This is a genomic window from Gardnerella sp. DNF01144 (assembly GCF_049244245.1).
Taxonomy (GTDB): Bacteria; Actinomycetota; Actinomycetes; order Actinomycetales; family Bifidobacteriaceae; genus Bifidobacterium; species Bifidobacterium piotii.
The window spans coordinates 1,012,389-1,026,326 of record NZ_CP058390.1; the positions used below are offsets into that span (position 1 = coordinate 1,012,389).

A 13,938-nucleotide genomic window follows, 5' to 3' on the forward strand; every position below is an offset into this window, starting at 1 on the left:
AATTCAAACAGTCTTAAAGCTACAAAAGATTATATGCAACCGCTAGAATTACAAATCGCAAATCACAAATCGCAAATCACAAATCACGACTTATCGTAGCGCATTAAGTGATCTACAACGTCTACAAGCTCTGCAACTTTCTTATCTGTAACCTTTTTATTTCCAGCGTCTTGCGCTTCTTCTAAGGCCTTTGATATTTCTTGATGAGCAACTATAAGCGCAACTGCCCTAAGAGCTGCCGTAGATGCAGAAAGTTGCATAAGAATGTTGTTGTAGTCTTCCCCTTTTTCAACCATATTTTCAACAGCGTGAACTTGCCCACATACTCTATGCAAGCGAACCAACATCTTTTCTTTATCTATGTTGTAGTCACTCATAAAAAACCTCATTTGAAAACAGTGCTTTTATATACCATTTACATAATAATTGTGCGTTGTATAGTACGCAAAACTATAAGCGCCAAAAAGCTATGTTTATAGAATAAATTATGCATATTATACAACGCAACTATTTTTATCTGTTTTAATACTTTATTAATATATCTCAACATACATGTTTTACAAATTTATGCACATATGAATCAAATATTTTATGAGAGATTTTATGCAATGTAGCTTACACGTTTTGCCAAAATCACAGATCCTGCAATAAGCAATATAGCCAGAGAGAACATTAATGTTGTTTCAACTTTTACGCCAGTTGTTACTAGATGCCCAACATTAGCACCTAGACGAGCATGGCGTCGTTTTGAATTTTTTGTTCCACTTACATATTGATTATTTGGCTGCGAGTTCTGCTCTACATTAGAGTCGCTTACTTGTTGATTATCTCCATACTGAGAATCTCCCTGTTTAGAATCTCCCGGCTGAGTAGCGCTTTGATGAGTATCAACCTTCTTAGAATCACCTCTCTGAATAGTACCTGATTTAGTAGCTGTATATTTACCTTCCTTGCTATCTTCCTTGCCTTCGACATGCTCAGATTTATGCTGAGAATCCGCATTAACATTACTTTGATTATCTTTTTTATTGTTTTTTTCATTAATTTTATCGTTATTAGCATTACTCTTAGCATTACTCTTAGCAGTCGCATCTGCATTTTGATGAACTGTATTATTGGTTCCAGCATCTACTTGCGCACCGAGCGTATTATTATTCGCTCCAGCGTTTACACCAGATTGCGCATTGTTGCCAACTTGCGTGCTGCCAGACTGTGTGCCAGCAACTTCATTCTGCGCACTAGAACCTTGTGTGCCGCCAGGCTTTTCGCTAGAACCGCCAGGATTATCCTGCTTACCAGACTCACCAGTCCCAGGCTGCTTCTGATTACCAGGCTTTTCGCTAGAACCACCAGGCTTTTGCACACCAGGCTCACTCTTTCCAGGATTCTGCTTACCAGGCTCGTTTTTCCCAGAACCCTGTGTGCTACCAGACTGATTATTATTGCCAGCTTGCACACCAGAACCTTGCTGATTCTGAGGACTCTGAGGATTCTGCTTTGAAATAATATTATCTACAACGCCACCACTAGGAGACGTCTTTGGATCAACTTCACTACCCGTAACATTTCCACTACCAACAGGCTCGCTCTTACCTGGATCTTGCTTACCAGGCTTTTCACTAGAACCTCCAGGATTATCCTGCTTACCAGGATCTTGCTTACCAGGCTTTTCACTAGAACCACCAGGCTGCTGCTTTCCAGGCTCACCCTTACCAGGCTCACTCTTTCCAGGCTCACCCTTCGCACCAGCATTCTCCGCCTTATTAACAGTCACAGTAACAGGCTTATTTCTATCAAAGAAGCTTCTACTATCTTCGTTATTAAACGACGTCTTAAACTCTTGCGCTCTAGAAGAACCTGGGAATTCATAAACAAAAACATACATTCCACTTTTAGCCGTATTGCCGTCTAAAAGATCGATCATATCTCCAACTTTTTCAAACTTTTCTTTTTTATTCTCAGCACTTCTGTTCTCTTTGTTATCTTCACTGCCCTTGTTATCTTCACTATCGCTATCTTTGCCAGCTTCTTTGCCAGATTCTTTGCCATTAGACTCGTTATGAGTAAGAATTATCTTGCCGTTCCCAAGAGTGTAAGTTCCATTACGCAATGGAACATCCCATGAATCTATTTTCTTATGATTTTCGTCTTCTTTAGGCTCTTCTACAGAGCTGGAAACAAGCTTTACCATATTTTCATTGCTCATTGAACCATCTTTGTTTCCAACCCACCAAAGACGAATATTCATCTTTGCATCTTTACTAAACCCATAATCGGTATTTCCATCAAATTTTCCGTAGTCTTTTGGAACACCACTAACAACTATCGCATCCGAAACGTCATTTGTATCTTTGTTTTTTAGATTCTTAACATGTTCAATCGATATTTTTGCCTTATGCGAAACTGTTGAATTTACGTTTCCAAATTCTTCAACAAACTTTCCTGGAATAAACTCTCGAACGTCGTCTTTTTGATTTCCGGGATCAATAAACCAAACCCACGTTCCAAATAATCCTGCATCGTCTTTGTTCACTTTATAAACTTTTGCGCTAGCAAGTTCATCTTTAGATAAGTCACCTTTTGCTTCGTGCGCAACCGCCTTAACCTCTTGATTTTCTCCCGAAAAATAAACATCGGCTGCAGCAACTTGACGAATATTCTTATCTTCTCGTAGTTCCTTTATATACTCTTCTACTTTGTCTTTTTTATTTTCGCGTTTTTTCATAATATCGTTATAAGAACCAACAAAGTAGTATCCACGAGCACGAACGTCTTTACCACTTACCCACTCATCTTCAGTAGGATTCTTTAGCGACGAAGTAACAGTATCTTCTACAGAATCGCCTACTTTCAACTCTTTTACAGTCGACTTAGAAGAAATCGAAGGCTGGAACTTTCTGTGTGCTCTCTCTGTTAATACATTTGTAAATTCTCTGACTTTTTCATCTTTTGCTACTCGTATTAAAGCTGCTCCATTCCCTATATCTTTTCTTTGCAAATATGGAATGTAGTATTCACCTTTAATTTCTTCTTCGCCTTCTCCTGTTGCAACCCAATCAATTCCATACAACGTACTATAAGATCCAATGTAATCTTTAACCTCTTTAACCTGCTTCTTATCTTTTATAAAACGCAACTTATCGCCTACTGCAGTAACTTTAAAATTTATATTTTCATAGCCAGAGGGAACCTTGTTTAGATCAATACCATTCGCATCAATAACTACTCTACCGTGCTTAGAATAGTAGGTAGCATAAGGGTCAAGTATTTTGAATCCCATACTGTTAGGCGTTTTTTGGGTTACTTCATTCCACAGTTTTTCGGCTTCTTCCTTTAAGTTGAACGCAGTATCAAATCCCCTACGCTTTGCTTCTTCCCACCCGCGTTTATCTTCATCATAATGTTCATGAATTAAATATGCTGCAGCCTCCATTCGGGATGTAAAATCATTTTCAATAGCAAACTTAGCTATTCTTGCTGTGATTTCATTAATATTGTTAACATCAAGCGGAATATCTCTCCAATCGGAATCAGCTTTTACAGTTGATCCAGTATTAATGCAAAATACGTAATTACCATCTTCATCTTTTTTTACAATTTTTTTGCTCGGACTCACTTTTGAACAGGCATCACTATACGTATAGTATTGACCAAAAATATCTGCAGAAGCAGCATTTATTGCGCCATTCCCAACAACAATTGCAATAGTCGCCAGCAACGCTGTCATTAAAGAGAACATTCGCGTGCGCTTATTGCGTAAAAAGATTGAAATCCCTTTACATCCATGTTTTCCCATATCAACTCCTTAAAACGTTGTTTTCTCTAACGTGACAAACGTTTTTGCTAGCCACGATGAACGAAAAATTCGCTCATGCTCTAACTATGATTTAGGAATTTCAATCTGTAAATAAAAAACTTTCAATGTGGTTAAAGGCTATTTTAGAGGGCAGTTATCCACATTGTTATACACAATTGTGCACAATCATACACAGTAGTGGTGGTTGCTGGCGACTCGCGTTTATAGGAATATGTTGCAATCAGAAAAATAGGGGTTATATCGTCTATAGGCCAAAAATAGCAACCATGGTGCTATTTGCAAAATCAAAACAAAAAGCTCTAAACCGCTGATTTTCAACGATTTAGAGCTAAAACCGCGGAGTCAGAGAGATTCGAACTCTCGAGCCGCTTACGCGACTAACACCTTAGCAGGGTGCCCCTATCGGCCACTCAGGCATGACTCCACTTTGTAACTATTCAAGATAGCAACAGATTCAGACTATATCACCTCTTGAGGACGTGCACAATGCTTAAGCGACACACCAAAAGCGCAAAAGTGGATTTAATAGCCAAACAGCAATATTTATGCTGGATTATGGTCTCCCGAAAATGTAATCACAACAGCCAACATAACTAGAGCCATTCCACAAACGTCAATCAACGTTGGCATTTCACCAAAACCCATTCCAACAATTGCAGCAATTGCAGGGTAAAGCGCTTGCATAACTGAATATCGTGCAGAAGACACACGCTTTAGCAAAACCTGGTCTAAAAGCGTTGGAATAAAAGACGCACAAGTTGCAATAACAACCATTAATCCAAGAAGTTTCAAAGATCCGTAAGGCTGAGCAGCCCAAGTTGCACTAGATTTAGGATGCGCAACATGCAAAATTGCAGGAACACCAAGAACGCTCGATTGCAAAAGCCAACCAATTAAAATAGCTATACTAACTCGGTCAATTGCATTAGAACCTCTTGCAAGCATGCGCCCAGATACAATGTACATTCCCCACATTGATCCGCCAATAAGAATTGCCACTAATCCAACAAGAAAATGCGGACTTTCGTTAGAACGCATAGACGCGCTTGCAAGAAGCACAATTCCGCAAGATGCAATAACAATTCCCATGCGCTCACGCCATGTTTTACCCGTTATAACAGCAACCATTAGCGGCCCTACAAACTCAATAGTTACAGCCACTCCAACAGCCATACAACTAATAGCTAAATAAAACATTGTGTTCATAAGAACAACAGAAATACCTACTGCAACAACAATTAACCATTCTTTTAACGTTTTAGGAAGAGAGTTGCGAGCGCGCTTTTTACGCGAAAAAGGTCTTCTCCATGCAAGCAAAAACAAAGACATAAACCCAACGCGATACCACACAGAATAAAGCGGATCGAGCTGGCTAAACGCGACCTTTGCTATAGACGTTGCTAGATAGACCGTTGCAGCTTCTACAACAACGATTAGCAAAACAGGCATGCGATTTAGCGCGTTTACTATGATTTGTTTCATAAAGCATACCCTACACGGCAGTAGTTATATTTGCATATTTTTACACTGATTTTTCGTAAACTTATTGCGACACGCTATTGTACAAAATCGAACGTTTGTTCTACTATAAATTCATGAGCACAGCACCGCGAGTTAATGCAGCTAAACGCGATTGGGGGCGCAATGCGTCTGGCTGCACAATACTTCATATCGATATGGATGCATTTTATGCATCACTCGAGGCGGCGCGTAATCCTAGGTTACTTGGCAAACCTGTGATTATTGGTACAGGCTCGCGCTCCGTAGTTTCGGCAGCCAGCTACGAAGCACGTAAGTATGGCGTGAATTCCGCTATGCCTACAGCGCAAGCACGAAGATTGTGCCCTAATGGCATTTTCTTGCCGGTAGATATGCCATATTACGTTTCCATTTCATCTAGGATTTTTAAGGAGGTCTTTTCAAAGATCACAGATAAAGTTGAACAGGTTTCTGTAGACGAGTGTTACGTGGACGTTAGCTCAGCGTTATTACGCTGGAAAACGCCCATCGCCATAGGTGAGTGGATAAGAAGCGAAGTCGCGCGCAAGTTTCACATCACTTGCTCTGTGGGGATTGCATCAAATAAGCTGATCGCAAAAATGGCGTCAACGAACGCAAAGCCAAACGGAATGCTGATTATCCCCCAAAATCGCAATGCCGACTTTGTTTCGATAATGCCATTACGAGCAATACCAGGAATAGGACCCGCGCTTGCTAAAAAACTAGCTACGTGGGGAATAAACAGCATTGAGATGCTTAGAAGTGTAGATGAGAAGACTCTGGAACGAGTTGCTGGGTCTAAAGTTCTTGCGCGAATGCTTTATAACACTTCGCGCGGAATTGATACACGGCAAGTAATGCCCCACGTTCCAGAGAAATCCATTGGAACAGAAAGCACTCTTGATAAAGACACCACAGATATTGCAGCAGTGAAAAACCTGATCAGGCACTGCTGCAACGAAGTGGCGCAAGAATTACGCAATCGCAACACAATGGCAAAAACAGTAACGTTAAAATTGCGATTCAGTGATTTGCACTATGCAACAAGATGCAAAACATTAAGAAACGTAACCGATTGCGCTCCAGAGATTTATAAGCATGCTTGCGATTTACTAGAATCGGTAAATCCAACAGTTCATGACCATAAATTAGGCGGAAGTCATATTTGTTTACTAAGCTCCGTCAGGCTTGCTGGCGTTAGCGTAAGCAATCTTGTAGATAAAAGCAAAGCAATTGTTCAGCCTACAATTAGCGACATATTAGAAGAGAACGAAAGAGAAAACACCATAAGTGGTATGCGTAAAAATTCAACAGAAATTGCGCAAAACGCAATAAAAAATACGCATGCAAGAATAAGTCACGCAGAACACGTATTAGATGCAGTAAGAAAAAAGTATGGTAAGAATGCTGCTCAAATGGGCATTTAAGCATCTTTTTTAGGAAGAGCAGCTACGCGATCCTCATCCCAACCAGATGGGCCAGCTTCTTGCGCGCCACCTAAATCGCCAAGCTTGTTAAAGTATTCAACAGCAGCGTCTTTATACCATTCCCACTCTTCTGGAACATCGTCTTCGTAAAAAATGGCCTCTACTGGGCATGCAGGCTCGCACGCACCGCAATCAACGCATTCGTTAGGGTTTATGTAAAGCGTGCGATCGCCTTCGTAAATGCAATCAACAGGGCACTCGTCAACACACGCTTTATCTTTAACGTCAACGCACGGTTCTGCAATAACGTAAGGCATAACAAACGCCCCCTTTCACACTCAAAAATAAACTAACTCTTCTATTATAGTTCACATTACGAGTGCAAAACGCGTTGAGTCGGCATACGTAATCGCATACCGACTCAACGCAATTAAATCAACGTCTCAAAAAATCAACGTCTAAAAGCAAAAGCCTATTGAGCATCCTCTTGAGCAGACCCAACAGTCGCCTCTTGAGCTACCTCTTGAGCAGCTTCAGCTCGCGCTTGATCTTCCGACTCGCCTTCCGCAACTTTTTCTGCAGCAGCAGCATCTTGCGCAAACAAGGTTTCTACTGGAACACCAAGCTTCTTAGCTTTACGAAGTTGCCTTCCAAGCAAAGAATTGCGGTAAGAATAGCCAAAGTACACAGTAAAACCGATTGCAAGCCAGATTGCAAAACGAATCCATGTAAGCACAGAAAGGTTTAGCATAAGCCAGAACGTAGAAAGCGCGGCGAAAATTGGTAGAACTGGATTCCATGGAACCATAAAGGATCGATGCAAATCAGGCCTACGCATACGCATAATAGGAACGCCTGCAGAAACAAGCAAGAACGCAGAAAGCGTACCAATATTCACCATATCGGAAAGAATTCCAATATCTAACGTAGAAGCGATTATTGCAACAACAACGCCAGAAACAATCTGAATACGTGCAGGGATTCCGCGCTTGCTAACCTTAGAGAAGCTACGTGGAAGCAAACCATCTCGGCTAACAGCAAACACAATACGTGTAAGGCCCAAAAGAAGAACCATAACAACAGTTGTTAAGCCGATTACAATGCCAAGAGAAATAATCTTAGCAGCCCAAGTTGCGCCTACAAGCTCAAAGCTCGTAGAAAGCGAAGGAGCCTCTTGCTTAGCCAAATCCTTGTAAGAGACCATACCAGTTGTAACAACAGCAACAAGAATGTAAAGAACAGTCACAATCAAAAGACCAAGACCAATGCCCTTAGGAATGTTCTTGTGTGGGTCTTTAGTTTCTTCTGCCGTAGTTGCAACAACGTCAAATCCAATAAATGCAAAGAACACAAGAGCCGCGCCAGAAAGAATACCCGTAACGCCGTAAACAGCTGGCTGCATGCCAGTAACCCACTGCCAAAGCGGCTGGCTCATAGTGCCAGAAACGTGAATTCCCTTAACGCTAGCAACGTCTGTTGCAGGTGGAACAAATGGAGTGAAGTTAGAAGCCTTAATGTAGAAGAATCCAACAACAACAACAAACAGAACAATGCCAATCTTCAAGATTGTTAAAGCGCCGTCAAAACGCGCAGAAAGCTTTGTTCCAACAACAAGCATAATCGTAAAGAACGCAACAATAACTACTGGAGCAAGATCAAAAGTAAAACCGCCAATATTTACCGAAGTAGATACGTTAAGACCAAACAAATGCATTAAATCGTTAAGATAAACGCCCCAATATTTGGCTATAACAGATCCTGCCATAAGCATTTCCAGAATCATATCCCAGCCAATAATCCAAGCAATAAGCTCGCCGACTGTTGTGTACGTAAAGGTGTATGCAGATCCTGCAACAGGAATCATCGAAGCGAACTCAGCGTAGCACATTGCAGCCGTTCCGCAAACGATTCCAGCAATAATAAAGCTAATAATCACCGCAGGTCCCGCATGGAATGCAGCTGCTTGAGCGCCAACAGAGAAGATTCCAGCGCCAACAGCAACCGCTACGCCCATAACCGCAAGATCCCAAGCATTTAGCGTGCGCTTAAGATGGCGATCACCATCCATTGTTTCTGCAATAGTCTGCTCAACAGACTTTTTTCTCCATATTTGCATAATCCAACCTTCTCTAAAACTACGTCTAAAACATTCCATATAAGGGGTTATATGTTATAAATCGCAAAAAATACGGTTCAACACACATTAAGTGCTATTAAACAATAATTTTTACGATATTAAAAGAGCATAGTACTTTGTCTAGCGGAAAATCACAACACAAATCGCAATTTATTATGTTAAATTATGCTAAATTTGTGTTAACAATGTCTTAACAAATATCTTAACAAATGTCTTAACAATCCACACTAACGCCGATTAAAACAGGTTCTGGAACAAGTTTTACTCCGAACGAACCGTAAACACCATCTATGATTTTGAGCGCTAAATCAACAATATCCGAGCACTTTGCGCAACTACGATTAGTCAACGCCAAAGTGTGCAAAGAAGACAACCCTGCTTTACTTTTTGTGCCATCGCTTTGCGTAAGTCTAAATCCCCTGTGGAATCCAGCATGGTCAATAAGCCATGCTGCAGAAGTCTTAACTCCTTTAGAGCCATCTGGCAAAGTGGCGTCAAAGCGCGGAGCGTCTTCTGGCAGCAAATCTGCTTGAGCTTTAGTCAAAATCGGATTCATAAAGAAGCTTCCGCAACTATGACGATCAGCATACTTAGAATCGCCTTCTAACAAATCTCCAGCAGAATAGTCTTCATTTTGAAGCCTAATCGAAGACTCAACACCGTTTTCGCTTTTTGAGTAGCACATCCACTTATTTGCGTAGCGCATAGCATCTTCAAGCATGCCCTTAGACGCTCTAACGCGCAGAACTTCGCGACGAATCTTAGATGTTTCCATCCTATCTCCAACTTGCACACCAAGCGCGTGAGCAAGCTGCGAATGAGCCACAACTCCAGTTTTTGAATGCTTTAAGCAAAAAGTAACAGACAAAACAACGTATCTAGGCGTTGGGAAGAAGCAGTCAGCAGCAACACCAGGCGCCTTATACATGCTTTTTTTGAGAACAGAAGTGCGGTAGCCAAATTTAAGATCTGCAAGATTCATATAAAAAGTGGTTTTATCTTTACGATCCCAAACTTCTACAGATTCAACGCTTTGCGCAACTTCCGCACCGTACGCGCCAATGTTTTGTACAACAGACGCTCCAACCGTTCCAGGAATCCCAGATAGCGCTTCTACGCCTTGCAATCCAAGCTCAATAGTGTGAGACACAAAATCATCCCAATTGCAACCAGCTTCTGCACTAACGTGAACCAAAAAATCTCCGCTAGTTTTATCAACGCCGTCTATGCCAGGAGCAGCCTCATCTAAAACGCAAATCTCACGACGAGCATCGCGCACAACAACTCCGTTAAACGGCTCGTCGCTTACAAGCATGTTAGACCCGCCACCAATAACACAAAGCGGCAATCCAGCGCAATCTGCGTCTTCTACAGCTTCTATAACAGCCACTCTGCTAGTAGGCTCTACAAAACGAGCAATAGAACCGCCAACACCAATTGTTGTAAGATTTGCAAAAGTTGGATTATCAGATTCCAATAAGGATGATTGCATACTCATACGATTAATCCTAACAGCAATAAATAACAAAAAACCCCGCAAAACGCGGGGTAATAAAGCTATAAAACTTCGCCGAAGTTCACGCTTTTAGCGAGTCTCGCGATGGAGAGTATGCTTGCCGCAGCGTGGGCAGAACTTGCTCAACTCAAGGCGATCAGGCGTATTACGACGATTCTTCGTCGTGATGTAATTACGCTCCTTGCACTCCGTGCATGCAAGCGTAATGCCTGGACGGATGTCTGCGCTCTTACTTGCCATTTTGTTCACCTCTAGAATATTGTATGTTGACCAACTCCTGCTGGCCATTGTAGCGAGGAAGAGACTCGAACTCTTGACCTTACGATTATGAGTCGTACGCTCTAGCCAGCTGAGCTACCCCGCCAGAGAGCCTCGAGTGAGAATCGGACTCACGACCTCTTCCTTACCAAGGAAGTGCTCTACCACTGAGCTATCGAGGCGTGGCGGGTAGTGGATTTGAACCACTGAAGCACGAAGCAACTGATTTACAGTCAGTCCCATTTGGCCGCTCTGGTAACCCGCCAACGTTTCCGCGCGGAGAAGAATATCTCCAAACGGCAACTTTGTTATTTTGCCACGAACGCGCGACTAATGCAAGTTCAAGACACGCCGAAAGCAAAAATCACATCTAAATGCATCTAAAAAATGCGACTATTTAAGCGAAAAACCATCTTTCTTTAAAGACTCGCACACTTTAAGTACGCGATCATTTGCCTCGGTTTCTGCGATTGTAATGCGAATACCTTCTCCAGCAAACGCGCGCACAGAAAGACCTGCATCAACAAAACGCTGATTAGCTCGCTCTGTATCTTCGCCAAACGGCATCCAGAAGAAGTTTGCGTACGGCTCGACAACATTCCACCCTTGCTCGCGCAAACCGCTCACAACGCGGTTACGCTCCTTAACAAGCGCATCTACGCGATTGCGCATTTCTACAAGCGATTCATTCTCCAAAGACGCAAGAGCTGCCACTTGCGCAATTTGGCTTACGCCAAACGGAACAGCAACTTTTCTCATGCCATCTACGACTTGCGCATTTGCAATAGCGTAGCCAATGCGCAAACCAGCCAAACCGTAAGCCTTAGAGAATGTTTGAGCAACAACAACGTTTGGATATTCGCGGTAGAGTTGCATGCCATCTGCCGTGCCTTTTGCGTTGTTAAATTGCACATACGCTTCGTCAATAAGCACCAAAACGTCGCTTGGTACAGCATCCAAAACTCTTCTAGCTTCTTCGTCTGAAAGCGATGCAGATGTAGGATTGTTTGGATTGTTCAAAATAACAAGACGCGTGCGCTCATTAATCGCATCAATCATTGCGTCTACATCGTGCGACCCATCTGCGCGATTAGGAATTTTAACGCTTGTAGCGCCAGCACCAGTAACAATAATCGGATACGCTTCAAAGCTTCTCCACGGGTATATGACTTCGTCTCCAGGTCCTGCAACAAGATTTACAAGTTGCGTAATAACCTCTGTAGAGCCGCATCCAAGCACAACCTCGTCTGGAGTAACGTTAAACTTCTTAGCTAACTCTTCTACGACTTCTGTTCCGCGCATGTTTGGATAACGATTAATAACCCCAAGCGCGCGGCTAGAAATGGCGCTTTTCACGCTTTCTAACGGCTCAAATGGGTTTTCGTTGCTAGAAATCTTATATGCGCGAATGCCGTCTAATGCGGGCGCTGGTTTACCTTGCTTGTAATTTGGCAAAGTATCTAAAATACTGCGATGTTTGTAATCCATGATTTTATAATAGTCGCGTCTTAAACAAATTAAATAAATTATTAAACGTATTAAAACAAATCAGACACACTAAACGATTAAACAAAAACGCTGAAAACAGCGGTAAACCGTCATTTTCAGCGCTAAATAGCTTTATATTACTTGACTAATACAAGTAATTAGCCAAGCGAGTAATAAAATCAGCCAAGGATTGCAAGAACGTCACGAGACGAAACGATTAAGTAATCTTCGCCTTCGTAATGAACTTCTGTGCCACCATACTTGGAGTAAAGAATCTTGTCTCCAGGCTTAACATCCATAGGGATGCGCTCGCCCTTATCGTCGCGGCGGCCTGGGCCAACAGCCAAAACCTCTCCCTGCTGTGGCTTTTCCTTAGCATTATCTGGAATGTACAAGCCAGAAGCAGTTTGAGTTTCTGCCTGAGCTTGCTTAACAATAATCTTATCTTCCAAAGGTGTGAGTTTAATCGACACTTCGGTACCTCTTTCTAGAGAAATGTAACCTTTGCGCGAATAATGTTGACGAGGCTGACGATCACGTCAAAACTATCGAGCACTGAACCTTATAATAGCGCGTTTTTAGCACTCTACCAACTGGAGTGCTAAAATTTTAGAAAATTTTTACAAACTTTAGGCAGCGCGACGAGCCAAAACATCCCTTAAATCGGCTTTACCAAGCGAGTCTTTTGTGCTAACTGGAGGCTCTACAGTAACTTCAGATACTTCAGACACTTTGCTTGAATCGAAAGCCGCCGCCGATTCGTTTGAATCGTCTGTTGAAATCGCTTTAGTAACTTGCTTAGTAGACTTTATCTCTAAGCTTTGCGGACCCGCATTTTTGCCATTAGCACCAAAATCACTAGAATCATCGCCAAACGAGAACGATATAAGATCTTGGTTAGAGTTGGAGGCATCGGCTTTGGAAACATCACTTTGCGAGCGCGCATCATTAGCAGCGGAAAAATCGCCAGCAACCGCGCTTTTTGCAACCTCTTTACTGCTTGATCCAGCTAAAGCCATACTTATATCTCGCTGTTGCATAACCGAAGTCTCTGTGTTGTCTGGATTTTCGGCATGCTGTGAGTTTTCTGCATTTTCAACAACTGAGTTTACAGCAGCGTCAAAAATTGGCTCCACAACAGAATCATTAAAAGCTGCAGAACGCTTGTTATACAAAGCAACTTTTGCTTCCCACTTGCGCGCTTGCTTAGCAGCCATAGAACCAAAGTAGAGAACAGTGCAAACAGCAGCAAGAGGAATGATTGCAAACCACGCACTATAAAGGCCAGAAAGACCCGCAACAAACACAACAAGAGTTAAAAACGCTAGAGAAAGCACCAACGCACGGCGACGGCGGATTGCTGCACGACGAAGCGCGCGAATACGGGCAACGTGTGCAGGCGTAAAAGCACCATTAAACTGCTTAGCGCACTTATGTTTATTAGCGTTCACGCCATTGCGACTGAACTTGCCATTGTTAGGCTTTGTATTCGCTTGCATCTTCGACGGCTGCATGCCAACCCCTTTCGCCATCGTGCCGCTACACGCGTGGAAAAGCGAATCACTGCTATAATCCACAATGTGCAACGAAGGTGAATACCTATCTTCGCTGTGCTCCAGCATTGACTTCATGCTGTTTTCAGTGCGTTTAGGCAACCAACCAAACATTAAGGCTACGATGATGATCAATACCGTTAACGCGCTCACCGATTCATAACCCATACGTACAAATATAAAGTGCATTAAGGATGTAAAGGCTAAAAATAAGTCGGCGTGTCGAATTTTTTGCGATTGTT

11 protein-coding genes and 4 tRNA genes are annotated in these 13,938 nt (G+C 42.4%); 1 reads left to right on the top strand and 14 read right to left on the bottom strand.

All coding sequences use genetic code 11. The features are described 5' to 3' along the window. Positions 1-83: 83 nt before the first annotated feature. From HXT36_RS04140 to HXT36_RS04155, 4 genes are all read right to left on the bottom strand, one after another. Positions 84-377 carry a metal-sensitive transcriptional regulator gene (locus tag HXT36_RS04140; protein WP_004131689.1) on the bottom strand — a complete coding sequence of 98 codons (294 nt, stop codon included), beginning with the start codon at positions 375-377 and terminating at the stop codon, positions 84-86. A 224-nt stretch (positions 378-601) separates the two neighbouring features. After that, entirely contained in the window at positions 602-3,796 is a 3,195-nt protein-coding gene (locus HXT36_RS04145; RefSeq protein WP_421778619.1) for a peptidase, read from the bottom strand. A gap of 358 nt (positions 3,797-4,154) precedes the next feature. Beyond that, a tRNA-Ser gene (locus HXT36_RS04150) sits at positions 4,155-4,241 on the bottom strand. Between the two features lie 119 nt (positions 4,242-4,360). Continuing rightward, positions 4,361-5,299 (bottom strand): EamA family transporter, encoded by a 939-nt coding sequence (locus HXT36_RS04155; protein WP_421778620.1) that lies wholly within the window; start codon positions 5,297-5,299, stop codon positions 4,361-4,363. 113 nt (positions 5,300-5,412) lie between these two features. Here HXT36_RS04155 and dinB point away from each other — a divergent pair, with 113 nt between their 5' ends. Next, positions 5,413-6,744 (top strand): DNA polymerase IV, encoded by a 1,332-nt coding sequence (dinB, locus tag HXT36_RS04160; protein ID WP_016839556.1) that lies wholly within the window; start codon positions 5,413-5,415, stop codon positions 6,742-6,744. On the opposite strand, the gene fdxA is transcribed toward dinB, so the two are convergent. From fdxA to HXT36_RS04210, 10 genes are all read right to left on the bottom strand, one after another. After that, positions 6,741-7,061 carry a ferredoxin gene (gene fdxA / locus HXT36_RS04165; protein WP_004131685.1) on the bottom strand — a complete coding sequence of 107 codons (321 nt, stop codon included), beginning with the start codon at positions 7,059-7,061 and terminating at the stop codon, positions 6,741-6,743. The two genes, dinB and fdxA, sit on opposite strands and share 4 nt — an antisense overlap. 155 nt (positions 7,062-7,216) lie before the next feature. Then, on the bottom strand, positions 7,217-8,860 hold the full coding sequence (locus tag HXT36_RS04170; protein ID WP_421779238.1) for an APC family permease: 1,644 nt from the start codon (positions 8,858-8,860) through the stop codon (positions 7,217-7,219). Positions 8,861-9,095: 235 nt separating this feature from the next. Beyond that, entirely contained in the window at positions 9,096-10,379 is a 1,284-nt protein-coding gene (locus HXT36_RS04175) for an FAD-binding protein (RefSeq protein ID WP_421778621.1), read from the bottom strand. 87 nt (positions 10,380-10,466) lie between these two features. Further along, the gene (gene rpmG / locus HXT36_RS04180) at positions 10,467-10,637 is read right to left on the bottom strand and encodes a 50S ribosomal protein L33 (protein ID WP_004114322.1); all 171 of its coding nucleotides are present in this window, start codon (positions 10,635-10,637) and stop codon (positions 10,467-10,469) included. 50 nt (positions 10,638-10,687) lie between these two features. Then, positions 10,688-10,761 (bottom strand) — tRNA-Met (locus HXT36_RS04185). Positions 10,762-10,765: 4 nt separating this feature from the next. Continuing rightward, positions 10,766-10,837, bottom strand: a tRNA-Thr gene (locus tag HXT36_RS04190). 1 nt (position 10,838) lies between these two features. Continuing rightward, positions 10,839-10,920: transfer RNA gene (locus HXT36_RS04195), tRNA-Tyr, on the bottom strand. A 128-nt stretch (positions 10,921-11,048) separates the two neighbouring features. Beyond that, positions 11,049-12,143 (bottom strand): histidinol-phosphate transaminase, encoded by a 1,095-nt coding sequence (gene hisC / locus HXT36_RS04200; protein ID WP_421778622.1) that lies wholly within the window; start codon positions 12,141-12,143, stop codon positions 11,049-11,051. 179 nt (positions 12,144-12,322) lie between these two features. Continuing rightward, positions 12,323-12,616: a co-chaperone GroES gene (gene groES, locus HXT36_RS04205; RefSeq protein WP_004131681.1), complete on the bottom strand. Its 294-nt coding sequence runs from the start codon at positions 12,614-12,616 to the stop codon at positions 12,323-12,325. 156 nt (positions 12,617-12,772) lie between these two features. Next, on the bottom strand, positions 12,773-13,810 hold the full coding sequence (locus HXT36_RS04210) for a hypothetical protein (RefSeq protein ID WP_421778623.1): 1,038 nt from the start codon (positions 13,808-13,810) through the stop codon (positions 12,773-12,775). Between the last annotated feature and the right edge of the window lie 128 nt (positions 13,811-13,938).

Coding starts and splice junctions, on each gene's coding strand:
- HXT36_RS04140 (WP_004131689.1), bottom strand. CDS start 377: ATGAGTGACTACAACATAGATAAAGAAAAGATGTTGGTTCGCTTGCAT.
- HXT36_RS04145 (WP_421778619.1), bottom strand. CDS start 3,796: ATGGGAAAACATGGATGTAAAGGGATTTCAATCTTTTTACGCAATAAG.
- HXT36_RS04155 (WP_421778620.1), bottom strand. CDS start 5,299: ATGAAACAAATCATAGTAAACGCGCTAAATCGCATGCCTGTTTTGCTA.
- dinB (WP_016839556.1), top strand. CDS start 5,413: ATGAGCACAGCACCGCGAGTTAATGCAGCTAAACGCGATTGGGGGCGC.
- fdxA (WP_004131685.1), bottom strand. CDS start 7,061: ATGCCTTACGTTATTGCAGAACCGTGCGTTGACGTTAAAGATAAAGCG.
- HXT36_RS04170 (WP_421779238.1), bottom strand. CDS start 8,860: ATGCAAATATGGAGAAAAAAGTCTGTTGAGCAGACTATTGCAGAAACA.
- HXT36_RS04175 (WP_421778621.1), bottom strand. CDS start 10,379: ATGAGTATGCAATCATCCTTATTGGAATCTGATAATCCAACTTTTGCA.
- rpmG (WP_004114322.1), bottom strand. CDS start 10,637: ATGGCAAGTAAGAGCGCAGACATCCGTCCAGGCATTACGCTTGCATGC.
- hisC (WP_421778622.1), bottom strand. CDS start 12,143: ATGGATTACAAACATCGCAGTATTTTAGATACTTTGCCAAATTACAAG.
- HXT36_RS04210 (WP_421778623.1), bottom strand. CDS start 13,810: ATGTTTGGTTGGTTGCCTAAACGCACTGAAAACAGCATGAAGTCAATG.